This is a genomic window from Oligoflexia bacterium (assembly GCA_034439615.1).
Lineage (GTDB): Bacteria > Bdellovibrionota > Bdellovibrionia > JABDDW01 > JABDDW01 > JAWXAT01.
Genome location: JAWXAT010000022.1, coordinates 1 through 25,099, shown reverse-complemented (window position 1 = coordinate 25,099; position 25,099 = coordinate 1). Strand labels below are relative to the sequence as shown.

The window sequence follows — 25,099 nt, the reverse complement described above, 5'->3', positions numbered from 1 at the left end:
GTCTAAAGTTGGGCTTAAATTCCGCCAAGTGCATAATTTCTCGACATGTAGATCTTCGTAAAACCCCATGAACATCAATACATAGCGTACAAACGCGGCATGAGGTTTGTAAGGTGATCCTATCATGAGAGTTGATTTGTGATATTGCGCGTATTGTTGGTTTCAGTACTATTGGTATGGAGCACGCTAGGATTTGCCTCTGACGCAAGTATTAATCGTTGCAATGGAATTTTAAAAAATTTAATAAATGATCAAAAATTAAGAGACCGGTTATTAGAGCAAATAAAAACAAGTTTAAATATTCAAACAGGTAAGGGTTTTGTTTTGCTAGATACTGCGACGCAATTATCTAAAGAAATATTTGACCCTATTTTTAGCTCACTGGAAAAAGGATCTTTTTTCAAATTTACTCCTTCGAGGGAAAATCATCAGCATCAATTTCGAAGAGGTGATGACGCAAGCAAACTTAAACAAATAACAGAAGTAGATAATTCTTTTCCAAAAGATTTCATTTCATTTGTTTTTGATCATGGTAAATGGATTGAAAGCCTCTTAAATCAAGCGCTGAAACCTCATGAACAGTATGTGATAGATTATGTCGAAGTCCGTACACAAGATGGTAAAGTTGGCTTGCCTTGGAATTCTGCAGGCCAGATCACCCATGAAGACGGTGGCTATTTGACGGTGACAACTGCGGTGATTGGCTCAGGAACAATTTTTACAGAACATAGTAATAGTATTTATGATAAATCGCCATATAAGTACACCCAAGTACTTCGTGGTCAAACATTGATCATTACGGGTCTTGAACGCGCAGAAAAATTTCCGCAAAATCGTGCTACTTTGCATCATGCGCCTGAAGAAAAACAAGATCGACTTTTATTTTTGGTGCGTTTTAAACCTAGACGTTGAATTTAAAGAATAAGACGTCACCATCTTTTACGAGGTATTCTTTTCCTTCTGAACGGTAGAGACCTTTTTCTTTTACCGCTGCTTCAGACCCAAATTTAAAAAGATCTTCGCAGTGATAGGCCTCTGCTCTGATAAATCCTTTTTCAAAGTCTGAGTGAATGACTCCGGCAGCTCCCGGGCCTTTTGTGCCTTCGGTGATTGTCCAAGCTCTCACTTCTTGAACACCTGCTGTGAAATAAGTGATCAGACGCATGAGCTTATAGCCACCACGAATAAGAGTGTTAAGGCCTGGTTCTTTCAAACCCATTTCTGCTAAAAAATCTTTTCGTTCATCAGCTGCGAGTTGGCCGATTTCTGCTTCAAGAGCACCGCAGATTTGAACTACAACGCTTTTTTCTTCAGCTGCTCTTTTTTCAACCGCTTTAACCCATTCATTTTTTTCTTTAAGTCCTGCTTCATCAACATTGGCTAAATACAAAACAGGTTTATGGGTAATTAAATGAAGTTCACGAGCGATAAGTTTTTCTTCATCGTTAAGATCCACGGCCCTAGCAGGTATGCCTTCTCGAATGGCATCAACAAGTTTTTTTAGACATGAGGCTTCGACTTTTTGTTTAGGGTCATTAGAAATTTTGGCCGTCTTTTCAATTTTTGCATAACGTTTTTCTACTGAATCTAAATCTGCCAAAAGTAATTCTGTGTTGATGATATCCATGTCGCGAAGTGGGTTCACACTTCCAGCCACGTGAATAATATTGGGGTCATCAAAACAGCGCACCACATGAACAATGGCGTCTGTCTGTCGAATATGCCCTAAAAACTGGTTACCTAAACCTTCACCTTTACTTGCACCTTCAACTAAACCAGCGATATCAACAAATTCAATTGTGGTTGGAACCACTTTTTGCGGTCCAACTATTTTTGCGATTTTATCCATTCGCTCATCCGGTACAGTAACAATGCCTACGTTAGGATCAATCGTACAAAATGGATAATTTGCTGCTTCAGCTTTAGCCGAAGTTAAGGCGTTAAAAAGTGTACTTTTCCCAACGTTGGGGAGTCCTACTATGCCGCAATTAAAGCCCATTTTTATTTCCTTCTTCTTTTGGTTTTGTATTAAAAGTATTCATCGCTTTTAGTGGTCCTTCAAATACAACCATTTCTATAGCATCAAGTGCTGTATTTAGGTGATCAGGAAGTGTTGTAAGCTCTTGTTTTGAAAAATTTTGCAAAACATAATCAGCCGGGTCCATATCAGGATGCGTTGGGCGCCCGATTCCGATGCGCACTCTTAAAAATTCATTAGTACCTAATTGTTCGATTAAAGATTTTATTCCGTTATGGCCACCGTCTCCGGCTTTTTGTTTTAATCTGATTTGCCCATAGGGTGTGTCGAGATCATCATAAACAACGATGATATTTTCTAGTGGGACTTTATAATACCGCATGATCTCACCCACGGATTCACCGGATTTATTCATATAGGTGAGGGGTTTGATTAATTTAATGGGCTGGTCTTCCCATTTAAAGTCTATGGTTTGAGCTTTATGTTCTTGTTTGCCGTCAGAATTTTGAACACCAATGCTTTTAACCAAATAATCTAAGGCCATAAACCCAGAGTTATGTCGGGTGAGCAGGTATTTAGAACCAGGATTTCCAAGACCAACGATTAACCACATAAAGGTACGGCTATATTTTCGTTATTTTTTATCGCCACCTTTTGCAGCAGCGGGGGCTTTAGCGCCTGCTGCTGGTTTAGCAGCACCCTCTTCGCCTTCTTCATCTTTCTTACCTTTAGCCATAACTTCAGGTTCAGCAAGAGTAGCAACAGCGGTTGGGTCAGGAACAACGATAACTTCTTCTTTAATAAATGAACATGTAACAATGGTGTAGTTATCAACGAAGTGCTTTTTAACTCCCTCAGGAACAACGAGTTCTTCAATGTGAACGGAGTCTCCAATTCCTAAATGAGTTACATCTACTTCAAGAAACTCAGGAATTGCAGTGGGTAAACAATCAACTTCGATCTCACGAACGACGGGAGATACGATACCACCGTCGGTGATACCTTTAGCTTTACCGGTAAAGTGTAGTGGAACGCGTACGCGTACAGATTTTTTCAAATCAATTTCATAAAAATCAACATGCAACGGGCCTCGTGTAAGTATGTCACGATCCCAATCTTTTAAGAGAACATGTTTGCCGTTCACATCTTTTGCTGAACTTTTTAATGTGATGATGGCATTCTCATTATGTGAGTTTACAAGTAATGTAATTGTTTTTGTGCTGGTTTGAATATTGAAATTCTTTTTGCTTGAACCATACAAAATAGCGGGAATCAAACCTTGGTTTCTTAAACGGCGGTTTGAGCCTTTGCCTGTGAGATCACGTTGCTGTACTTCGATTTCGATTGTTTTCATGAATAACCTCTTAAATAAATAATGAGCTCACAGAATCATTACCGTGAATTCTCTTAATTGCTTCAGCCAGTAACGGAGCAACCGTAAGCTGTCTGATTTTACTGCAATTTTTTGCTTCTTGGCTGAGAGGGATAGTATCCGTAACAACCAATTCTTGCAACTGACTATCTCTAATTCTAGCCACTGCGGGGCCAGAAAGTACGGGATGAGTTGCGCATGCAGATACCTTTTTTGCCCCATGATTGATAAGTGTGTCAACTGCTTGTGTAAGAGTACCTGCAGTATCGATCAAATCATCAAGGATAATGGCATTTTTACCGTCTACATCCCCGATTAAGTGGAGTGCTTTTGCCTCATTAGGGGCATTACGGCGTTTATCGATGATTGCAATGGTAGCACCTAAGCGTTTTGCAAAGGCACGCGCTCTTTCAACACCCCCTGCATCGGGGCTAACTACTACGGTTTCGCCTGAAATATTTTCTTTAAGATGCCCTATGAGAACCGGCATGCTGAAAAGATGATCAAAGGGGATGTCAAAGAAACCTTGAATTTGCCCTGCGTGAAGATCAACAGATAAAACGCGATCAGCACCGGCTGCTGTAATAAGATCTGCCATTAATTTCGCAGAGATAGGTGCTCGAGGAGCAACTTTTCGATCTTGTCTGGCGTAACCGTAATATGGAATTACAGCTGTAATTCTAGCGGCTGAAGCGCGTTTCAGCGCATCGAGCATAATGAAAAGTTCCATGTAATTGTCATTGGCTGGGCTGCACGCACTTTGAATCATGAAAACATCGCAACCCCTAACGTTTTCATGAATTTCGAGATTTATTTCTCCGTCGCTGAAGCGTTTAAGATCAGCCCGGCCAAGCTCTATGCCCATTTCTTTAGCGATGTTAAGTGCAAGATCACGGCTGGAGTTTCCGGAGAATATTTTTAATTTTGCTGCAGCTACAGTAGGTAAACCGTGGGTCATGCGCATTAATCTCCGGGATAAAATTTCAGGGCTAATTTGTGCAAAAAAACTTTGTTAAATGAGAGCTAGAGATAGCAAAACAGTGCTGAATTAACAAGGATTTATGTTTGTTTTAAGCTTTTAGTCTTACAGACCTTTACTCTCATCAGGGCAGTCATCATTGCACTCCCAATCAAACTCTGTAAAACCTGTGATGCGACGGGGGCCAAATTCAGCTTCAGTAAAGGCTTTCATGGTCATTGCTTTTTTCATGATGGCGTCACGAACCAACACTCCTGTTTGAGTGTAGGGGCGACAAATGCGATCGAGTTCAGGATAGCTTTGTAGACCACGTACAAAACCTTCAGATAGTGCGAATTTATAAATACGATCACCAACCACAGGGGCTCCGTGGATTTTTAAATCACGAACGATATTAAGCATATTCATGCGAAAGGTCATTCCTGAAACAATCATAGATTGTTTTACGAATGCAGGGATAGACAGAATTTTTGATAGGCGGCTTCCTGCGATATCGCAAGTTACAATTTTCCAACCCTTTGATTCCCACGAATACAAATGGGGAGTTAAATTTAAAATATTATAAAGATTTACTGGTCCAAAAGAAACTCGGTCGCCATACAGGCGTCCTGAATCAAATGCTATGTCAGCACCTACAGCCTCACGAAGAGCATCGGCTAAGAAATTTCCGATTATCGGTACGGGCTCTCGGTGTGTGAAATATGTTTTGTCAGCGTGTCCTATGATCTGATTAAAATCATATTGGCCAAATACATTTTGAAGTTTTGTAAGTCCTTCGGTAATTATCGCACTAATGACCGGATCTTCAGGAATATCAGCTGTCACACGCTTTAGTGAATATGACAAAACGTGGGCATAGACTCGCACGGGTAATTCGACAAGCATGCGACCAACAAAAAGGCCGCGAGCACCTGCTTGCACTATAGGAACTGGTTTACCATTTTTATTGAATTCATAAATGGGTGAGTCAATTGTCGTATGGCTATGACCACCAATGATGATGTCAATGAGGCTAGATTCTTTTGCTAATTTTCTTTCTTGCCCTGTACCCAAATGTGTCAGTGCAATGTGAATATCAACCATTTCATTTGCGATGAGCCAAGATTCTAAGGGGCCTTTTGGAGCTGTGATTTCTGCAGGACGTGCAGTCCATGTATAGGTTGGATTATCAGTGGTGGCACCACCCACTGCGATTACGAGTCCTTTTTTTCGAACATATTTTCCTGGTTTTACGTTTACAGGTTGATCAGTGAAAAAATTTGCAGCTACCAGTGGGAGCTTTGTTTCTTCAGTTGAAGCATGCCTGATGAGTTCGTTGATTCCTAATTGATGGTCATGATTCCCCAGTGCTATAGCATCGTAGTTAAGAAGCTTCATGATTTCAAAACTAGTGCGTCCTGTATCAGCCCAAAAATTGATATTACCTTCGCTGAAATCTCCGGCGTCTAATCGAATTGTTGCCCAGCCGTTGGCGTCACCTTCGGCTTCCATTTGATCAAGTAGAGTTTTAATGCGGGCATAACCGCCTAATTTTTTGTTACTAGATTTTTCCCAGTAAGAGTGCAGATCGTTTGTATGAAGAATTTGTAGAATTTTAGGTGTAGCGGCAAACGCATTTATTGAAATGGCCAATATAACAGTAATTTGTAGCACTGCTTTAGCAATTAAAGTCATGGACGATTCCCCCTGCCTTGACTGGGGATGACTTCACAACAAAAAAGCCACCTCGTCAACTGCCGAGGTGGCTTTTTAAGAAACTAACAGAACCCTAAAATTTGGACATACCCTTTAGACGTTATTGAGCCATTAAAACAGACTGCATTGCATTGCCCCATTGAGTTTCTTGTTGAAACTTCAACTTTTGGTATCTAGCCCAGTAAAGATCAAATGTGCTGATCTTTTTAGGAATCCACATCGCAGCACCCGTAGCTTTGCTAAACGATGGTGAACCTTTATTATATGCAATGAAACCTGTAAGTGCATTTCGAGCACTGCTGAGAATGCCTGGTCTCATAGATTCAATATTTGCTTGTTCCAAGTGTTTTACGAAATCAAGTCCATCACCTGAATCTGAAAAGTAAAATGCTTGGGTTAAACCAATGACTGTTTTAACTTTAAGTTTAGCAGCATTAGGAAGTGCGATTAAGCCAGCAGATAAGCCTTTCATTGCTAAAAGCAGTGCAGGCGTTTTTGTTAAATCAAGAGCTGAAAATGTCACTGCTAAATTGCCCTGAGGACCATTTGTATATGAGGCAACGTAGGTATCAGTGAGAGCTTTTGAAACATAAAAAGGGCTCATATCGGGTAGAGCGCTCCATGTTTTTAAGAATGAACCGTATTCCCAACCTGGGCCTGGTTCGGTGTCTTCTGATCCGACATACATATGAACTGAATCAGCCATTTCTGTTGAAACTTCAGGCATGGCCATTAAACAAGCATCGCTACCGTAAATATCAACTTTGTGACCGATAATTTTAGCGGATTCATTTATTGCTAGGCCTAATTGGGTTGTTGAAATGAAGTTACCTGTGAGGTCATCCCAACTAATATCACTTGGAGAAAAACTTGCTGCTTCAAAACCAGTGAGACCTAGGCCTTTGAATAATTGAAACAACGGGTTTGCATTAACATGCCAACCACTGCCGTGATTCCAAACGTTAATAAAATATTTTTTTGCAGGGTAGTTCATGACACCCCATCTAACAAACTCGATGAGATTTTTATAATCGCCCATATCCACTCGGGGAAGACTTTCAACAATGGGTGAGGTTACAATGCCTGGCTGATTATCTTGATGAACATACACACGCTTTGTTTGCGTTGAGCCAAGACTTGCCCATTGAACTACAACGTTGATTTTATCGGTTGATCCAACGGTTTCCATCTCATTTAGATCTTTTGCACCGTAAGAATCGAGGTTGTTATGGCCGTTCATGAAAGTGAGCATCGTCCACTCTTTTTCTGCGGCTAATGACATCGACGAAAGTGTGAAAATAAACATAGCGAGTGCTAGTTTATTAAATATTTTCAGCATTGACCCCTCCTTGAGCATGCTAATAATTTAGCTTCTGTACTTAAATCCCCCCGGACGTAAGACTCAATTAGGATAAACAAGTTCATTCAAAACCGTATCAAACATTTGAGAACGATTTAAAATCGCGACAAAAGTCGATTCTGAGTCTTGAGATTGCGTTGCACAGCGCAAGTCTTTCAAATTCAATTCTGGCGTGAGTTGTACGATTTTTCATTTCTTTCTTTACACAGAAGTAAGAGCCGCTAGACTTTTGGCTAAGGGAAGTTTTAATACAATAGGGGGAATACAAATGTTGCACGGGATATCCGCTTTTATTTTTCTAATTTTTTCAGTAACTGCATATGCTCAAAATCCAATTACAAAATATTCAGAGGTAAAAGATTTTATTAATCAGACCGCAATTAAGTATCCACAAAATGTGCGCATTATTAACGTGGGTGACTCTGATAGTGGAGATGTAATTTTAGGATTACAAATCGGAAATGGTCCTACACATAATCTGGTTGTCGGAACTCATCACGGAAATGAATATGGTTCAACTGCAGTTGCTGCGGCATTTGCGTTAGCACTGGCTGCAAATCCGATCCCTGATCAAACGGTTTATGTTATTCCTGTTTTGAATATCTCAGGATACAACTCACGAAACAGATACGAAACCACACAGGGTAGAAGTAAAGATCCAAATCGTGATTATCCTGGGCCTTGCGGAACAGAAGGTCCGTTTCATTTAAAATCAACTGCAAACCTTGCACGTTTTATTCAAGAGAAAAATATTATTACTTCAGCAACCATGCATACTTATTTTCCAGCAGTAGTTTATCCTTGGGGAATTTCAACTCACCAAACGGGTACTCTATTCGATACTGTGTTTCAGCAATTAGCTCGAGCCGCAGTACAAGAGAGTCGTTACGCCATCGGTAATTCAACACAAATGATTTACCCAGCCGACGGAACGTTTGAGGATTATGCTTATTGGCACCACGGAATATGGTCGATGTTATTTGAAATTGGAAATAGCCATAGCCCAACTCAGAGTGCAATTTCGCACATGATTTCGGTGAATGTACCAGGGCTGCGTCGAATGCTTGAGATAGCACCAAAAGCAAGAGCGCCAAATCATGCATTCACTGGGCAGTGCAGTAGTCATTTGAAAGTATTAGATTTGCACAACGAGTAAGTGTCTAAATTTTTGATAGTGTACTTACCATCTACGGCACAGGTTTGATTACCTGTGCCTCTTCTTTATTTAAAGCACTCTACAGCTGGCATATTCTTTGTAATTAACTAAAAGCAAGAGTGAGGTTGATATGAAAATACATTCTTTTAAGCGATTTCTTACTTTTAGTGCCGGGCTATCTATTGTTGTCGGTTTTGTAATTGGCTGTGGCAATAACCACAACCCCCAAGTCGGTGTTGAAGGTAGTGATAGCAAATCAGGCGATATGTATAAGAAACAAGCTGAGGCAAAAATCAAAGTTGATCCTCGAGCGGTGGCAGAAATGCTTTATCAGGGCCTCCTTTGGCGCTCAATGGATCTCCCCGGTGCCCAAGGGTATATTGATCTTATTGCAAGTAAAGGTCTTGAGGGTGTTGTTGAAGCAGCCGTGCAGATTATAAATGATCCCAATTCCCGCGAGTTTAAAACAAATATAGAAACAAAAACTTACATTCATAGTGGTGATCGTCAAATTTTAGAGCGCATGACGTCCTATTTTTTCGGATCCCTTCCTCGTGAAGATCGTTATGTGAATGACTATAAAAAATATTTAGAAAAAATTAGAAAAGGTCGTTCAGATGAGGTCGTAAAAGAATTGTTTAAAGACATTCGCTTTTATCGTCGGTTTACTTATTTCTCACCGACAATTCCCTCAACACAAACCAATACGGTTCCCCAAATCACTATTAACCCTGAGCCTACAGGTGTTATTTGGCAGAAACCGAATCGCTAAAAATCACAAAGGTTGATTAACTTAAAAGCTTGGGTTAAACCATTGCCCATGGCGGTTACATACTCAAGCTATCTTAAGATTAATGAATTGTTGAACCTTCAAGTTCCACTTTCAGAAAAAGAGCATGATGAAACACTTTTTATCGTGATTCATCAGGTATATGAGTTGTGGTTCAAACAGGTTCTTCATGAAACAGCATATTTGCAGCAATCTCTTGAAGCTGGAAAAACCCCAGAGAGCCTTGCAACACTCAAACGCATTTTAAGTATTCTTAAAACCATGGTTGGGCAAATCGATGTGCTTGAGACAATGACACCTTTATCGTTTGCATCTTTTCGAGCAAGACTTGATACGGCTAGTGGTTTTCAATCAATTCAATTTCGACAATTAGAAATAACTTTGGGTAAACGTAATAAATCAGCACTCGAGCGTTATGCTGGAGAGCCTGAAGTGAAAAAACTTTTAGAAGATATTTCGAATAAGCCATCTGTTTATGATTCGTTTTTGCGTTATTTAAAACTAAAAGGTCTGAATATTCCTGATACAGTTTTAAAAAGAGATCTTTCAGAAGCAACGATGGCCTCACTAGAAGTTCAAAAAATATTACTCAATATTTATCGAAATAATCCAAGCATCACACAAATCTGTGAACGCCTTGTTGATCTCGATGAAGGAATCCAAGAATGGCGTTATCGACATGTGAAAATGGTGGAGCGCACTATTGGTGTGAAGATGGGCACCGGTGGAAGTCCTGGCGCTCAGTATTTAAAAACCACATTGTCACAGCCATTGTTTCCTGATCTTTGGGATATTCGCTCGGAGTTTTAAGGTATTAAAAAATTCATACGGTTGCTGCTAATGGTACTCTGGGCTTAATGCGGATTTCGGCAGTAACGCGAAGGAACTCTTAACGTGGAGATGCTTGAGTCCCATATGTTTCATGGCAGGCGTGGGTACGAAATCATTTTATTGATGACCTCTGGCAGGCAAGATGGTGAAATAAAAAAATGCAGACTGTACTTTTAGTATCATTATTGGGATTAGTAGGTGTTTTAAGCCGTTATGGGGTCGATCAGTTCTTAGGGAATTGGAACGAACAGTTCCCTGTAACCACATTGGCAGTAAACATTTTAGGCTCACTAATCGCGGGAACGATTTACGTATTGAGTATAAACCGAGATTTTCCCGTCGGTTTTCAGACCGCACTTTTGATCGGTTTTTGCGGAGGGTTTACTACTTTTTCCGCGTATACTCTTCAAACCCTCATAATGTTTGAACGCGGGAGATTTGCTCCCGCACTTGTATATTTCCTTTTAAGTCCGGCACTGGGTTTGTTGGCGACTTTTGTCCCCATTTTGATCGTGCGAAAATTGCTCGTATAATACTAGTCAAATTGGCATACTCTGCCCGAAAGATTTAGGCATGTTGACCACGTGACTCTGACTTTAAAATCATCACACTAAGGAGTTAGGCATCTATTAGTTGCCTAACTCTTTAGGAGTAATTTTACGGTATTCATTATTCATTTCATTAATTGAAAGTTGGTTATAAATGGCGCCAAGAGCCTCTGAAACGCAAAGAATTTGAAAACTCACAAGCACTCACTACCCCATAGGAGTTTTGTTTAATATATGAAGAAGTTTCTCCCCCTCATAATCATCATGTTTTTTTGGGATCCAATGCAAACGCTGAACGCTGCGATGCTGTTCTTTCTAAACTTGGAAAATCAGGAACTCCAAAATTAAGTTTTTCATCACAAAGCTCTTGGACAAAAACTTATGAGCGTTATAAAAGTTATATTACAAATCCATTTAACTTAGAAAATATTCGTAATAGCAGCAATTTTAATGACGAATTTTCAGAAAATCTATTTGCAGGAATGGATATTTCCTTAAACGAATTTGATAATGAGTTTCGTCTTATCGCATCACGTGCACTTAGATTTATTCATTCTCAAAAGCCAACAGCAAAAAGTAATCTAGCGAATAAGCTCTATCTTAATCCTGGTCTCCATCTTGAGATATTAGATTTTTATCGGGGCAAAAATTTAAAGCACATCAAAACCTATAAAGATTTTTTAATTTTGCTCGAAAGAGCTATGTATGTTCATGCCCATAGCAAAGATCTTCCCGGAGAGGCTGCGATTAGAAACAGTGATTTTTATAGTCGGTTTGTAGGTGGGTGGATTGGCCAACAGACAATGGGTCAAAGCAGCTTGTATAGGCATATCTTTATGGCTGGTGGCATTGCCAGTGCCTATGAAAAATCTAATTTTATTCCTTTTTTGTACCCAACCTCAAAACAGTTGTCTGAGCTAGATTTTATCAGGGTTGCTCACTTGCCCATATATTTCTTGGGAGTAACCTTTGGAAATATCATTCAAGATGTAGATAATGTACTTATGAATGCCCCTGAGTATTTGGCTCACGATGGGTTTCATGCAAATGCGAGAATTAATTTAGAACTAAATTTTGTTGGTAACAATGAAATGGGAGAAGTCATTGAACATCGCCAGCAATGGTATCCACAGCTCTATGACACAATACTTAAGGTTAAAACCCCTGGCTTAAGAAAAGATATTATTGATGCTGTTTTTAAAATTACCCACGAAAATGCACATGTGGTTGAAGCTTTAGCAATTAAAGATCCACTGACGGCTTCAAATAAATTCGTACAGACAGAGTTTGTTGAGTTTGAAAATGAAGAAGTGGTGAATAAATGGTTTAATAATTATTTTTTAAAACACGCTGCAATTCGGAAATTCATAGCTCAATATTCTAAAGCTCTAAACGCAAGACATTTCGTCAGTAAAAAATTACAGTGACCAAATTACCACCATCAACTGGCATTTCTAACGATCTCTTCTCGGGATTCAGGGGATCATAGGGAAGGCGAGCGACGGGGCAATCCACTATAGTAACTTGGTCAGGTTTAAAATCTGCCTGATATATGACGCATTGCTAACGAAAAAGGTACCGGGTACCGAAGTTACCGAAGTTTAGTTGCCTTTAATGAATCCGCCATCTACTGCGATGCTTTGTCCGGTGATGTAGCTTGCTCTCGGTGATGCTAGGAATACTGCGAGATCGGCGAGTTCTTTTGGCTCAGCTAATCTTCCTGCAGGAACCATTTGTTTAATGCGTTCTTCACTTAAGTTTAATTCTTTAAGTCTGTCAGTGTTTGTGTAGCCCGGCATGAGAACATTTACTGTGATACCTTTTGCTGCGTACTCAGTGGAGATTGATTTTGCTAAGCCTTTTAGACCTGCGCGCAAACCGTTTGAACTTGTAAGTCTTGCTAGGGGTTCTCGAGCTGCGACTGAAGTGATCATCATAATTCTACCAAAGCCTTTTGATTCCATATGCGGGAGTGCTGAGTTTAGTGATTCAACTACACTCATCCACACACTTTGATAATCTTTTTCCCATTGTTCAATAGTGATATCTAAAAAGTTCCCTCGAGCGGGACCGCCTGTATTTGTAACTAAAATATCAAGACCACCTAATTTTTTAATTGTTCTTTCAACAAGATCATTGGCAAGGCCTGCGATGCTGAGATCACATGTAAAATAAGCTGTGGCTTTAATTTCTTCAGCAGTTTTTTTTAGTTGTGCTTCATTTCGTGCGCAAATTGCGACTTCTGCACCTTCAGCGATTAAGCCTTCTGCGATGGCGCGACCAAGACCTGTTGATGACCCCATGACTAGCGCTTTTTTACCTTTGAGTTGTAAATCCATTTTTTAAGTTTCCTCATTCATGTTCAGACAAATTCATTCAAGTTCAGATTTTTTCATTCCCAGCCATTTCAGCGCTGCTTTATGATAGAGCCATTCTTGTGTGGCTTTATCAAGTTTTGCATCTTTAATTAATTTCCCAGGTTTATCTTCACCTAAAGGAAACGGGTAGTCCGTGCCTAAGCAAATATTTTCTCGGCCCATGGCTTTTACTAAAAATTTTAAAGCATCGATATCATGTACCAAGCTATCTACAAAAAACTTACCAATATGTTTCTCAGGAGAAGTTTTATTATCAATCGCACACAGATCAGGCCTAGCTTCAAAGCCATGTTGAATGCGGCCAAGAGTAAATGGAAACGAACCACCACCATGAGCAAATGCTACGCGCAGTTTTGGAAAGCGTTTAAAAATACCGCCGAAAATCATTGAACTTATGGCAAGTGCACCTTCTGCGGGCATTCCGACAAGCCAGGGGAGCCAATACTTTTGCATTCGGTCAGAACCCATCATATCCCACGGGTGAACAAAGAGTGAGGCGCCTAGTTTTTCGCATGTTTCATAAAATGGATAAAGTGCTGGGTCAGATAAATTCCACTCATTAATATGTGAGCCGATTTGAATTCCTTTAAGATTTAATTCTTTTATACAGCGCTCAGTTTCTTTTGCAGCTAATTGTGGGTCTTGTAATGGAATAGTACCAAGACCAATAAACTGCTTTGGATTTTTTTCAACAACATTAGCAATGTGATCATTGAGATATTTACTAACGATTAAACAATCTTGGGGTTTAGCCCAATAATTAAACATCACGGGTAACGTTGATAAAACCTGAACTTTAACATCATGTTTTGCATATTCTTTAAGTCTGAGTTTTGGATCAAAACAATTTTGTTTCACGCGGCGAAAAAATTTACCTGAATCATCAAACATGTCTACGTCATGAGAGTTTGTGCAGGGTTTAAGATCAATAAAACCCCCATAACCAAACTTATCTTTAAAGTGAGGAAGCTCGGGCGGTAATATGTGAGTGTGAATATCAATTTTAAGCATTGGACTTCCAGATCGACCATTTTCTACCATTAGCGTGATGGCATTTTTTGCAATTTATATGGTCACTGTTATAGTAGCGTTCAAAAACTGCCTGAAATTGTGTTTCGATATTTGTGAGTTTAAAAAATTCTTCGTATAATTTTGTTTCACATTTTTCGCAGTACCATTGAAGTCCATCGATTTCATTTTCTCTTCGTTGTCTTTCTAAGACAAGACCAATGCTGCCGGCTTCGCGCTGAGGAGAATGGGGAGTGTTTTTTGGCAATAAATAAATATCTCCAGCTTTAATGTGAACATCTTTAATATGCCCGTCGGGGTCTAAAACTCTTAATGTCATTTTGCCTTCGTACTGAAAAAAGAATTCATCACCTTGGTTGACGTGAAAATCAGTGCGTTCGTTTGGCCCTCCCACAGCCATCACGATAAACTCATGATCTTTCCAAATAACTTTATTACCAATAGGTGGTTTTAAAAGATGTCGGTTCTCTTCAATCCATTTTTTAAAATCAATAGCTTGAAACGGACTCATTATTTTTTCTCCGAAACATAAGCTATGCATTTTAGCTCAATGGAAATGGGAGTTGGAAGGGCAGTCACCTCAACAGTTGTTCTACATGGTTGATTATCTTTAAAATATTCAGCCCAAAGTTTATTATATGCGGGAAAATCTTGTTTCATATTTGTTAAGTAAACTGTTACATCGATAAGATCATTCCATGAAGCCCCTGCTTCTTCTAAAATTGCGCGCACATTTTCAAAAACACTTTTGGTTTGCTCTTCAATACCTGGTGGAATGTTATCGGTTTTTGCCTGACGAGGCCCTACACCTGATAAAAATAAAAAATCACCAACTTTACGCGCGTGGGGGTAAAGACCAACAGGCTTAGGTGCATTTGAAGAATTTATTTTACTCATTTTATCTCCGTGCTTATGCAGATATTTTTTGTTTCACTGAAAAATTTTAATGCTTCAAAACCACCTTCACGGCCTACGCCTGATTCTTTCATTCCGCCAAAAGGTGTTCTTAAATCTCTGACCATCCAAGTGTTGATCCAGACGATTCCTGAATCTAATTTATTTGCGATACGTGAGGCTTTGTTTAAATCTTGTGACCAAATGCTCGCAGATAATCCAAAGCGTGTGGAATTGGCCATATCTAAAAGTTCATTTTCATCGTTAAATGGAATCAACGTCGCCACGGGGCCAAAAATTTCTTCTTGATTAAGTTCATGATCAAAATTTAAACCTTCGATGAGTGTCGGTAAAACAAAATAGCCCTCTTTGATGTCGCCAGTCATATTTGCTCTTGAACCACCAGTGAGTATTTTACCACCATCTTTTTTTGCTAAATCTAAATACGATAAAATTTTATTCATATGGGCCTTTGAAACAAGGGCCCCTTGTTCGGTATTGGCCTCCAACGGATCGCCCATACGTAAACACTTAGTTTTTTCAACCAAAGCATCACGAAATTTTGAATATAAAGATTTTTCGATAAAAATTCTAGAACCACATAGACAAATTTGACCTTGATTTGCAAAACTTGAGCGAACAGTTGTTTCAAGTGCTTTATCAAAATCACAATCTGAAAAAATAATATTAGGATTTTTACCGCCCATTTCTAATGATAATTTTTTAAAACTCCCGGCTGTTGCCTGTGCAATAGCGCGCCCTGTGACTGTTGACCCAGTAAAACTAACCGCTTTAATTTCTCGGGCAGTAACAAGTGGGGTACCCACGCCTGATCCCGTGCCGTGAACAATATTAAGAACCCCAGGAGGTAAACCAATTTCTATACACAGCTTACTTAATAAATAAGCCGTCATGGGTGTGACTTCAGAAGGTTTTGCTACGACGGTGTTTCCGGCTGCAAGTGCAGGGGCGATTTTCCAAGTGAAAAGATATAATGGTAAATTCCAAGGTGAGATACAAGCCACAACACCTAATGGTGAATAACTCACTTTATTTGAAGCATTGTTTTGAGTTTCAAATACCTCGCCATGAAACCTCAGAAGACAATCAGCGAAAAATTCAAAATTTAATTTGCTTCTGGGAATATCCACCTGGCGTGATGTGGTAATTGGTTTTCCATTATCAATGGTTTCAGCAAGTGCTAATTGTTCTAAATTATTTTCAATGGCAACACTAAGTTTTTTTAAAAAACTTGAGCGCACTTCAACTGATGACTGAGACCACATGGGGTGGGCCTTTGCGGCCGCACTGATTGCAAGGGCAACGTCTTTTTCATTTGAATCAGGAATCAACGAATAAACTTTTCCACGTGATGGATTTATATTGTCGAGATATTTTTTTTCAAGTGGTTCGACAAGTATGCCGTCGATATAATTTAATATTTTTTCCATCAGTCAGTTATCTCAATAAAACCGCACGCACAGGTGAGGCGTCGGCACCTTCAATTTTTAAAGGTAGTGCAATTAAATCATAAATACCTGGTTGAACTTTATCTAAAACAATACCTTCAAGAATTGCCATATCGTTTTTAGCAACGGCTTGATGACTTTCTAAAACTTTGTCATCGGCAAGATCAATCGATGGGGTATCAATACCAACAAGTTTCACCTTTTTAGAAGCCAAGTGTTCAACGAGCTCTCCCGATAGACTAACGAAATCGTTATTCCATTGATATGGGTCAAGATAACTCAAAGTTTTAAAAAGAATACGCGGTGCTTCGATTTTTTGATTCTTTAAATCTGCTATTTTGATTCGACTACCGCGCGATAGGCTAACTTCGATGACCTGGCATTTTCCAAAGTAATAATTAAGGCTTCGCTGATCGATTCCTGATCCTGACTTTGAATAATGATTGGGGGCATCTGTATGTGCTCCCACATGCACGGTTGTTTTAATGCTTGATAGTGTAAGATTGTGCCCTTGATGCATATCCATCAAGAATTCTTCTTGAAATGGGGTGTCACCGGGGAATACAGCGATTTTGTTGTTTATCAAAGGTGAGATGTCTAAGATTTCACGACCCTCCAAACAGACCTCCAAATCAATACCAGCTTTGCTTGATTTACCTTATATGAAACGTATAAAATGTGTCGAGAATGAATTTTACAGACGCACATGATAGTTTAAAGGCTGCAAATAAAATGGACGCGCAAGATCCACTCTCGCGCTTTCGTAAAGAATTTCATTTTCCAAAAACGAAATCAGGAAAACCTGTGCTTTATTTCGCCGGTCATTCACTGGGGCTTATGCCCAAAAACGCACGAACGTATGTCGATGAAGAATTAGATGCGTGGGCGAAGTATGGCGTAGAGGGGCATTTTGAGGGTAAACATCCTTGGCTGCCGTATCATGAAAATCTAACCGCCAGTTTCGCGCGTCTTGTTGGAGCAAAACCTACTGAAGTAGTGGCAATGAATTCACTCACAGTAAATTTGCATACAGCACTGGTGAGTTTTTATAAGCCCACTAAGTCACGATATAAAATATTAATTGAGAGCAATACGTTTCCATCAGATAAATACGCCGTTGATAGTCAAGCGCGTTTTCATGGTTTTGATCCATCAATGACAATTGTGGAACTCAAACCTCATGAAGATATTGAAGAGGTCATTATAAAACTTGGTGATACTTTAGCCCTCGTTATGCTTGGGAATTGTAACTATCTTTCTGGGCAATGTTTTGATTTTGAAAAAATCGTAAAAGCCTCACATGCAACTGGCGCGTATGTTGGTTTTAATCTTGCCCACGGCGCAGGCAATCTTTATTTGCAACTGAATGATTGGAACGTAGATTTTGCCGTTTGGTGTTCATATAAATATCTCAACGCTGGCCCTGGTGGAATTGCTGGAATATTTATTCACGAAAATCATTTAGGCCAAAAAGACATTCCTCGTTTTGAAGGCTGGTGGGGTCACAATAAATCAACAAGATTTAAAATGGGCCCACAGTTTGACCCATTGCCGACGGCTGAAGCTTGGCAGGTGAGTAACCCGCCCATATTTCAACTGGCAAGTTTACGTGCCTCAATGGAGCTTTTTGATAAAGCGACAATGAAAAAACTTCGGGCAAGAGGAGATAAACTCACAAATTACATGGATTGGCTTTTGCGTAAGCGATTGGGGTCAGAAATTTCTATTTTGACACCATCATTGCCCCATAGAGGTTCAATGTTATGTTTGAGTTTTAAAGAAAACCCAAAATCTTGGATTTCAAAACTTCATAAGCGTGGTGTTTTTGTAGATTTTCGTGAGCCTGATATCATTAGAGCAACACCAGCTCCGCTTTACAATTCTTTTGCCGATGTTTTTAAGCTTGTCGAAATTTTTGATGAGTTGATGCATGACTAAAAAAGTAACAATCATTGGTGCAGGTCTTGTGGGCTCACTTTTAGCAGTATTACTGCGCAATCGTGGTCATGAAGTCTCTGTTTATGAAAAACGCAGTGACCCAAGAAAAGATAGTGCCGACGGGGCGCGGTCTATAAATCTTGTGGTCACTTCGCGTGGGCTCAATGCTCTTAAGTGTGCGGGGCTTTTAAGTGAAGCGCTTGGAATTTCAGTTCCTGTATATGGTAGAATGATTCATGCAAAATCGGGGGAGCAAACCTTTCAGCCTTACGGGCGTGATCATGAATGCAATTATTCAATTTCACGTGGTGAATTTAATAAATTATTGATTAAAGAAGCCGTAAAACTTGGTGTGAGATTTTATTTTGATCAAACAATTGATTCAATTGATTTTACTGCAAAGTCTTTTAAGTCATCTAATGGCCAAGTTACTTATGATTTGCTTTTTGGTGCTGATGGAGCAGGCAGTCAGGTTAGAAAAGCGTTAGCAAAATTTAACCCCGCTATTTATGAAGAAAACACCCAGTGGCTTGAAGCTGATTATAAAGAACTTTTAATGCCAGCGGTAAAACAAAAAGAATATCCTCTTCAAAAAATCGCACTTCATATTTGGCCCCGTGGTTCTCATATGCTTATGGCATTGGCAAACCAAAACGGCAGTTTCACAATGACTTTGTATTTACCAAAGCAAGGGGCATTTGGTTTTGATAAAATAAAATCAAGAGATGATATTAAAAACCTTTTTAATTCTGAATTTTCAGATGCCGTACCCCTTATGCCAAATTATATAAGTGAATTTGAAAATCACCCCCAAGGTGCTTTGGGTACAGTTCGTTGTGCAAAATGGATACTTAATGATTCTGTCGCTTTGATTGGCGATGCTGCTCACGCTATTGTCCCTTTTTTCGGGCAGGGCATGAATTGTGGTTTTGAAGATTGTACGGTCTTAATAGATCTCATGGGTAAACACAGTGGTGATTGGCAAAAGATTTTATCTGAATATGAAAACTCGCGCATGCCCAATGCAAATGCTATAGCTGATATGGCTTTAGAAAATTGGGTAGAGATGAGTTCAAAAGTAGGTTTGCCTGAATTTCAATTGCGAAAAAAAGTTGAAGCTTGGCTTGAAGAACAATTTCCTGATGCTTATAAAACGCGTTATCGATTGATCACTTACACGTTAGTGCCCTATGCGCTAGCTCAAGAGATAGGTGTGATTCAAGATCAGATTTTAAAAAAATTATGCGCTGGCATAACGGATGTCTCACAGCTTTCAAAAGATGAGGCTCAAAAGTTAATCGATAGTGAGATATCACCATTTATACAAAAACATGATTTCAAATCAGAAATGTTTTAGTTTTCAAATACTTCAAATGCCATGAACTGAGTGTGTTGTTTTGTATTAAAGTTGTTATCACTGACTAAAATTAAACTGCGTCGACCATTTGGTAGTATTGGTCCAAACGACATGCCTTCGATATTATCTAAAATGTGATTAAAGCTTAAAAGCCCACGAAATGTTTCAAGTCTGAGGATCTGAGTTTTCTTGCAAGGCATAATCGTGAGAGGTGCCACTTTTAAACTCGCAATACTTGACACATCTGTAGCGAGCTTGCAATTTGCATGAAATACTTTAACATTGAGCTGCATTAATTTATCTCGTTGGACAAAACTTCTTTCAAGCATAAGAAATTCAGAGTTACCCAGTGAAACCATTTCAGAAAGCCCATTATTGCCATACAATGGTTGAAAACCTAAAGGTGTGGGGATTTTTTCAATGTCATAGGCAAATTCTCGTGCGGGAATAACGTTTTGATCGTTAAGCACATATTCAAGAATGCGAATTCTAGAACCTCTAGCAAAACTGGCTCCTGAGTCATCTTGCAAAAGAGCTTCTTCAGTAGCTGTGAAAATATTCTTTTCATCAGGGCTAAGTGTGAGACTTTCAAAACCTAAATTATTTCGAATTCCTGTAGTTTGTACTCCACTAGGTTGTGCTAAGAATAACGACGGAACAGATAGTGGTTGAACAAAATTACCATTGCTTTGTAATTCAAAAAGTTCTGGGTTGAGGCGAGGAATCTGCGACATATCACCTTCAGATGAAACAAAAACACGCCCTGCTTCAGTGACCGCGATTCCCTCAGGGTCAAGACGGAGCATTGAAAAAGTTTGCCCATTTGAAGTGCGAAGTGAAACCATACTTGTGGGTTTTACGGTTAACTTATTTAAAGTGACATTGATGTCAAATGCGTAAAAACGCGAAGGCCCACGTTGACTGCGATCATCAGAAATTGCGATAAGTTTTTGTGAATTCTTATTGTAACTAAGCCCTGAGAGCCCGCCAATTTCTGAGTTTTGAAATGTCGTGCCTGTTGGAAAACTAATGTCGTCGATATATCGAAGTTTAGTGATCTCTGCATTTGATATAGAGCTAGTTAGAATCAGTAAAAAAGTCAGATATTTCATAATCATTCTATTGCCCTACACATTTAATATTTCATTCTATTACTTACATTTTCCATGCCAGAAAACATCAAACCGGAACGTTAAATTCTCGCAAGGCCTCTGTGAGTGAGGTTTTTGAATTTGTCTTTTCGCTTCGCTGACCAATGATAAGTGCACAGGGGACCCCATATTCACCCGCAGGGAACATTTTAGGAATCGTCCCGGGGATCACCACTGAATTTTTAGGTACCAAGCCTTTGTATTCTTTTACTTGAGAACCCGTGACATCTAAAATTTTTGTACTTGCTGTGATCACGCACCCCGCACCTAGTACCGCGCCTTCTTGAACATGCACTCCCTCAACAACAATACAACGGCTGCCTATAAACGCATTGTTTTCGATAATAACAGGATTTGCTTGAATGGGTTCTAATACGCCCCCAATTCCAACTCCTCCAGAGAGATGCACATTTTCACCAATTTGAGCACAACTTCCAACGGTCGCCCATGTATCAACCATGGAGCCGCCGCCAACAAAGGCTCCGATATTCACATAACTTGGCATTAAAATGGCGCCACTTGCGACATGTGCTCCGTAACGTACGAGAGCATGGGGAACTACACGTACACCTTCTTTGCCTGTCCATTTTTTAAGGGGCACTTTATCAAAAAACTGTAGTGCACCTGCTTTAATCACTGACATTTTTCGCTGACGAAAATACAACAAAATGGCTTGCTTGAGCCATTGATGAGTGACCCAACTTTTGCCCTCTTGTGTGCAAACGCGAAGTTTCCCTTTATCGAGATCACGAATTACACTTTCAACGGCTTTCACAACGATGGCTTTTTTAAAATCGATGTTTCCATCGTAGGCTTGTGAAATAATTTTGCTTAAGTCTTTCATTTTCTTCCTTCTGTCAACTTTAATGCTTTTAAAATAGCAGGCACATGAATGGCCAGAACTTTATCTAAGGCTAAGTCACGTTCAATTTCATAGGTGAGTGTAGGCATGCCACGCTCAAGACCAGCGTAAGTTCCCAAACATCCTGGGGTTGGATAACCAATTTCTTCTTGAATTTCATAGCCTGTGATTTTTTGAAGTATATCTGCTTCGGCCATACAGTTTCCATTTACGTTCAGAAGCGGCTTCCAAGAATGAAGGGATAAAATGAACTGTGGTTTTATTTTGTCTAAGAATTTTACCAAAGCTAGGTTCTCAGGTTCACTATTAGGGTGCGGGCCGGGTGGGTATTTCGGATCAAAAGTCTTCGGATTCCAATCTTTAGTAGGAAGATTACGGTTAAGATCCACGTCATGGCCATTGAGCCTTTTTTGATTTATCACGCCGTCGATATTAAAAGCCGGTACTAATGTCAGCTGCAATTTATAATCAAATTTTTCAGAGAAGTGTTTTAAGAGACCAAAAGCTGCGGTGGTTCCTTCAATTTCATTACCATGAACGCCACCTAAAATTAGAACTTGTGGCCCCGAATCTCCAAACTCATAGGCTGGGATCGCTAAACCAAGTGCACTTGTGGCAAAAATAAAGTTTCGCATTTGCAGATGCTTCTCCTTGAGGTAATATAGCCTAAGAAGTTTTAGGAGTCCTATGAAATCCCAAACTCAAGTATCGGTCAAGAAATTCGGCGGTACCTCTGTAGGTAGTATAGACAGAATCAATAACGTCGCCATGAGGGTGATTCGTGATAAAAAGCCAGGTCTTGCTCCTGTTATTGTAGTTTCAGCTATGTCAGGTGAAACCAATCGCCTTGTTGCGTTGGCTGATAAGATTTATCCCCATTATCGTGGCCCTGCCTACGATATGCTCGTGGCTTCAGGTGAACAAGTTTCTGTGGCCCTTATGACCATGGCTCTTGAAAAACTGGGTGTGAAAGCTAGGCCCTATCTTGCCCATCAGTTGGGAATTTACACAGACTCAATGTATTCTAAAGCGCGCATTCAGCGCATTGATAGCTCACGAATTTTAAAAGATATAGAAGATGGAATCATACCTGTTGTTGCAGGTTTTCAAGGTGTTGATGAATTTGATAATATCACAACCTTAGGAAGAGGCGGTTCTGACACTACAGGTGTTGCACTCGCAGCTGCACTAGGTGCTAAAGAATGCGAGATCTATACTGATGTGCCGGCGGTTTTTACCGCTGACCCGAGACTTGTTCCTAAAGCCCGTGAAATTTCTAAATTGTCTTTTGAAGAAATGATTGAAATGGCCTCTTTGGGTTCTAAAGTTCTTCACATTCGAAGTGTAGAAATTGGAGCCAAGTACGGAGTTCGTATACATGTCCGCTCGACATTTGAAGAGCGCGAAGGAACTTGGGTTGTTCCTGAAGGAGAAATAATGGAAAATCCGGTGGTATCTAGTCTCACACATGAGGCATCAACTTCAGTTATTGAACTTTTCCCCATTCCCGATGGAGCAGAAATTTTAGCATGTCTCTTTGAAGACCTTGCTCAAAAGGGTGTGGTGGTAGACATCATCACGCAAAGTCATAATGATGACGGACAACAGCGTTTGGCATTTTCAGTACCCAATGAAGATGTGAAGGCTTCACTGGAAGTTATTAAAAAAAGATTGGGTGATAAGACCACAGTTGAAGTTATGGATGACGTTTCTAAAGTGAGTATTGTTGGAGTTGGAATGCGTAATCACCCTGGTGTGGCTGCGAAATTTTTTAGAACTTTGGCTAATAAAAAAATCACAATTCACCTAGTAACAACATCTGAAATTAAAGTAAGTGCAATTATTGATAACAATAATCTTGCTGCAGCAGCACAGGCACTTCACACAGCCTTTCAACTTGATCGCCAAGACTAATTGGTAATTTAAAGAAGATAAGAAATTCCAAGCCCTGACACAAAGCCTGCGTTGTAAACAGCGAAGTTGCTCGAGATGGGCATCACACCTTGAAAGCCGCCAGCTTCAATGACTAAATGAAAGCTGTTAAACATTCGAAGTGAATAACCAAGCATGCCAGAGAAAACTGCATCAAAATTATTAAAGCCGCCGTAACGATTTTCTTGGAGAAATGTGGCTCCATAATTATTGTACTCGATTTTTTGTAAGAAATTTAAAAGCATTCCCGCTTTTGCATAAAACGATGAACTCGTGGCACTTGTTAAAAAGTATTTAGCATTTATTGGAAGTCCAATGTAGGTGAGTAGTAAGCTCTCATCGTATGTTCCGTTACCGTAAGGTGATGAGAATTGGGTATTGGTCTGATGAGCAGGTGTATACCCCGTGTATGAACCCACTTGGGTAAATTGCACACCGGTTTCAATCACAAATTTTCTAGAACCAATATTGATATCAGCTAAAATTGAACCTGTTGGCCCTGCACTAAACGGATTATCTACGCTACTGGGTATAACTTTACCGCGGTCATTACCGTCAAATGTTGTAAATGAAGCACCACCAAAACCTGTGATACGGAAAATGAAACCATTTGATTTTTTCTCACGTTTTCCAAAACCATCACCATAAGAACGACCCGAAATTTCTGCCATTTCGGCAGTGGGTCCACTTTGTGAAGTAGGCGACTGTTTTTCACTGAAGTCTGATAATTCAGCATCAGAATTGGGGCGGGTTAAAGTCACATTCGAATATTCTGTAGGTACGGGGGCATTAGTTTTCGCCGAGGGTATTTTCTTACGCGTGCTCATACGTTTAGATGCTTTTGTGCGTGCAGAGCCATTCGCAGGTCTGAGCGATAACTCTAATGAGTTTATCTCATTATCAAGATCTGTGTTGGCGGTGAGATTGATACTCACCAAGAGCATCGCCAATAACCCGAAACTTCGTTTAAACATAAAAGTTCACCTCTGAGCTTAACTAGAGCAAGCGTAATACCACCCCATTGGGCCTTAAAACCCATTTGAAAGCAGATTTTGCGGGGAGTGACTTTGTACGGTTGGCAGATGTCTGATTCTTTTACATACGTCAAATGCTCAAACAAATGAATAGGCTATTAAGCGTTGTGCTTCGTTCAGACGGGTTTTTATATTGCAACCTTAAATCTGTAACAAATTAAATAAAGGGGCGAATAGTATGTATAAGAGTGTTGGTCAGGTTTTGGTATTAGCGATTTTTATATCCACTTTGGCCTGCCAGGCGAAAAAAAGTGATGATGGGATGCCGGTGGCATCGCAATCCTCACCCGTCCCCAAGCCAACACCAGCTCCTGTGGTCGTAACGCCAATTCCAACACCAACTCCT

The 25,099-nt window shown here is 39.8% G+C and carries 24 protein-coding genes; 8 read left to right on the top strand and 16 right to left on the bottom strand.

Going from position 1 to position 25,099, the window contains the following annotated elements; all coding sequences use genetic code 11:
- The first annotated feature begins 138 nt into the window (after positions 1–138).
- The gene (locus tag SGI74_05055) at positions 139–912 is read left to right on the top strand and encodes a hypothetical protein (protein ID MDZ4676861.1); all 774 of its coding nucleotides are present in this window, start codon (positions 139–141) and stop codon (positions 910–912) included.
- Here the strand turns inward: SGI74_05055 and ychF are convergent.
- From ychF to SGI74_05025, 6 genes are all read right to left on the bottom strand, one after another.
- Positions 902–1,999: a redox-regulated ATPase YchF gene (gene ychF, locus SGI74_05050; protein ID MDZ4676860.1), complete on the bottom strand. Its 1,098-nt coding sequence runs from the start codon at positions 1,997–1,999 to the stop codon at positions 902–904. The genes SGI74_05055 and ychF overlap by 11 nt on opposite strands.
- Positions 1,989–2,591 carry an aminoacyl-tRNA hydrolase gene (pth, locus tag SGI74_05045; protein ID MDZ4676859.1) on the bottom strand — a complete coding sequence of 201 codons (603 nt, stop codon included), beginning with the start codon at positions 2,589–2,591 and terminating at the stop codon, positions 1,989–1,991. The genes ychF and pth overlap by 11 nt, the downstream gene beginning before the upstream one ends.
- Before the next feature lie 21 nt (positions 2,592–2,612).
- On the bottom strand, positions 2,613–3,332 hold the full coding sequence (locus SGI74_05040; protein MDZ4676858.1) for a 50S ribosomal protein L25: 720 nt from the start codon (positions 3,330–3,332) through the stop codon (positions 2,613–2,615).
- A 10-nt stretch (positions 3,333–3,342) separates the two neighbouring features.
- Positions 3,343–4,308, bottom strand: a complete 966-nt coding sequence (locus tag SGI74_05035) for a ribose-phosphate pyrophosphokinase (protein MDZ4676857.1) — start codon at positions 4,306–4,308, stop codon at positions 3,343–3,345.
- Positions 4,309–4,434: 126 nt separating this feature from the next.
- Positions 4,435–6,003, bottom strand: coding sequence for a metallophosphoesterase (locus tag SGI74_05030; protein MDZ4676856.1), 1,569 nt, complete (start codon positions 6,001–6,003; stop codon positions 4,435–4,437).
- Between the two features lie 121 nt (positions 6,004–6,124).
- Positions 6,125–7,363: a clostripain-related cysteine peptidase gene (locus tag SGI74_05025; GenBank protein MDZ4676855.1), complete on the bottom strand. Its 1,239-nt coding sequence runs from the start codon at positions 7,361–7,363 to the stop codon at positions 6,125–6,127.
- A gap of 289 nt (positions 7,364–7,652) precedes the next feature.
- Here SGI74_05025 and SGI74_05020 point away from each other — a divergent pair, with 289 nt between their 5' ends.
- From SGI74_05020 to SGI74_05005, 4 genes are all read left to right on the top strand, one after another.
- Positions 7,653–8,540, top strand: coding sequence for a M14 family zinc carboxypeptidase (locus SGI74_05020; GenBank protein MDZ4676854.1), 888 nt, complete (start codon positions 7,653–7,655; stop codon positions 8,538–8,540).
- Between the two features lie 130 nt (positions 8,541–8,670).
- A complete protein-coding gene (locus tag SGI74_05015) occupies positions 8,671–9,312 on the top strand; it encodes a hypothetical protein (GenBank protein ID MDZ4676853.1) in 642 nt (213 codons plus the stop codon).
- 48 nt (positions 9,313–9,360) lie between these two features.
- The gene (locus SGI74_05010) at positions 9,361–10,140 is read left to right on the top strand and encodes a tryptophan 2,3-dioxygenase family protein (protein ID MDZ4676852.1); all 780 of its coding nucleotides are present in this window, start codon (positions 9,361–9,363) and stop codon (positions 10,138–10,140) included.
- 841 nt (positions 10,141–10,981) lie between these two features.
- Positions 10,982–12,136 carry a hypothetical protein gene (locus tag SGI74_05005; protein MDZ4676851.1) on the top strand — a complete coding sequence of 385 codons (1,155 nt, stop codon included), beginning with the start codon at positions 10,982–10,984 and terminating at the stop codon, positions 12,134–12,136.
- Between the two features lie 174 nt (positions 12,137–12,310).
- Here SGI74_05005 and SGI74_05000 read toward each other — a convergent pair whose 3' ends face one another.
- From SGI74_05000 to SGI74_04975, 6 genes are read right to left on the bottom strand one after another with little or no spacing between them, the layout of a single operon-like run.
- Positions 12,311–13,048 carry an SDR family oxidoreductase gene (locus SGI74_05000; protein ID MDZ4676850.1) on the bottom strand — a complete coding sequence of 246 codons (738 nt, stop codon included), beginning with the start codon at positions 13,046–13,048 and terminating at the stop codon, positions 12,311–12,313.
- A gap of 33 nt (positions 13,049–13,081) precedes the next feature.
- The gene (locus tag SGI74_04995) at positions 13,082–14,128 is read right to left on the bottom strand and encodes an amidohydrolase family protein (GenBank protein MDZ4676849.1); all 1,047 of its coding nucleotides are present in this window, start codon (positions 14,126–14,128) and stop codon (positions 13,082–13,084) included.
- On the bottom strand, positions 14,091–14,627 hold the full coding sequence (locus SGI74_04990) for a 3-hydroxyanthranilate 3,4-dioxygenase (GenBank protein ID MDZ4676848.1): 537 nt from the start codon (positions 14,625–14,627) through the stop codon (positions 14,091–14,093). Before SGI74_04990 ends, SGI74_04995 begins: the two co-directional genes overlap by 38 nt.
- A complete protein-coding gene (locus SGI74_04985) occupies positions 14,627–15,013 on the bottom strand; it encodes a RidA family protein (protein ID MDZ4676847.1) in 387 nt (128 codons plus the stop codon). The genes SGI74_04990 and SGI74_04985 overlap by 1 nt, the downstream gene beginning before the upstream one ends.
- Positions 15,010–16,461, bottom strand: a complete 1,452-nt coding sequence (locus tag SGI74_04980; GenBank protein MDZ4676846.1) for an aldehyde dehydrogenase — start codon at positions 16,459–16,461, stop codon at positions 15,010–15,012. The genes SGI74_04985 and SGI74_04980 overlap by 4 nt, the downstream gene beginning before the upstream one ends.
- Positions 16,462–16,468: 7 nt before the next feature.
- Positions 16,469–17,098 carry a cyclase family protein gene (locus tag SGI74_04975; protein ID MDZ4676845.1) on the bottom strand — a complete coding sequence of 210 codons (630 nt, stop codon included), beginning with the start codon at positions 17,096–17,098 and terminating at the stop codon, positions 16,469–16,471.
- A 68-nt stretch (positions 17,099–17,166) separates the two neighbouring features.
- Between SGI74_04975 and kynU the strand changes: the two genes are divergently transcribed.
- Both kynU and SGI74_04965 read left to right on the top strand, forming a co-directional pair.
- The gene (gene kynU, locus SGI74_04970) at positions 17,167–18,417 is read left to right on the top strand and encodes a kynureninase (GenBank protein MDZ4676844.1); all 1,251 of its coding nucleotides are present in this window, start codon (positions 17,167–17,169) and stop codon (positions 18,415–18,417) included.
- Positions 18,410–19,774, top strand: a complete 1,365-nt coding sequence (locus SGI74_04965; protein ID MDZ4676843.1) for an NAD(P)/FAD-dependent oxidoreductase — start codon at positions 18,410–18,412, stop codon at positions 19,772–19,774. The genes kynU and SGI74_04965 overlap by 8 nt, the downstream gene beginning before the upstream one ends.
- On the opposite strand, the gene SGI74_04960 is transcribed toward SGI74_04965, so the two are convergent.
- From SGI74_04960 to SGI74_04950, 3 genes are all read right to left on the bottom strand, one after another.
- A complete protein-coding gene (locus SGI74_04960) occupies positions 19,771–20,886 on the bottom strand; it encodes an esterase-like activity of phytase family protein (GenBank protein ID MDZ4676842.1) in 1,116 nt (371 codons plus the stop codon). The genes SGI74_04965 and SGI74_04960 overlap by 4 nt on opposite strands.
- Positions 20,887–20,953: 67 nt before the next feature.
- Positions 20,954–21,769, bottom strand: a complete 816-nt coding sequence (locus SGI74_04955; GenBank protein ID MDZ4676841.1) for a 2,3,4,5-tetrahydropyridine-2,6-dicarboxylate N-succinyltransferase — start codon at positions 21,767–21,769, stop codon at positions 20,954–20,956.
- A complete protein-coding gene (locus tag SGI74_04950; GenBank protein ID MDZ4676840.1) occupies positions 21,766–22,422 on the bottom strand; it encodes a M14 family zinc carboxypeptidase in 657 nt (218 codons plus the stop codon). Before SGI74_04950 ends, SGI74_04955 begins: the two co-directional genes overlap by 4 nt.
- Positions 22,423–22,474: 52 nt before the next feature.
- Between SGI74_04950 and SGI74_04945 the strand changes: the two genes are divergently transcribed.
- Complete coding sequence (locus SGI74_04945) at positions 22,475–23,701, top strand: aspartate kinase (protein ID MDZ4676839.1); 1,227 nt, start codon at positions 22,475–22,477, stop codon at positions 23,699–23,701.
- An 8-nt stretch (positions 23,702–23,709) separates the two neighbouring features.
- Here the strand turns inward: SGI74_04945 and SGI74_04940 are convergent, their stop codons facing one another.
- Complete coding sequence (locus tag SGI74_04940; protein ID MDZ4676838.1) at positions 23,710–24,693, bottom strand: hypothetical protein; 984 nt, start codon at positions 24,691–24,693, stop codon at positions 23,710–23,712.
- Positions 24,694–25,099: the final 406 nt, after the last annotated feature.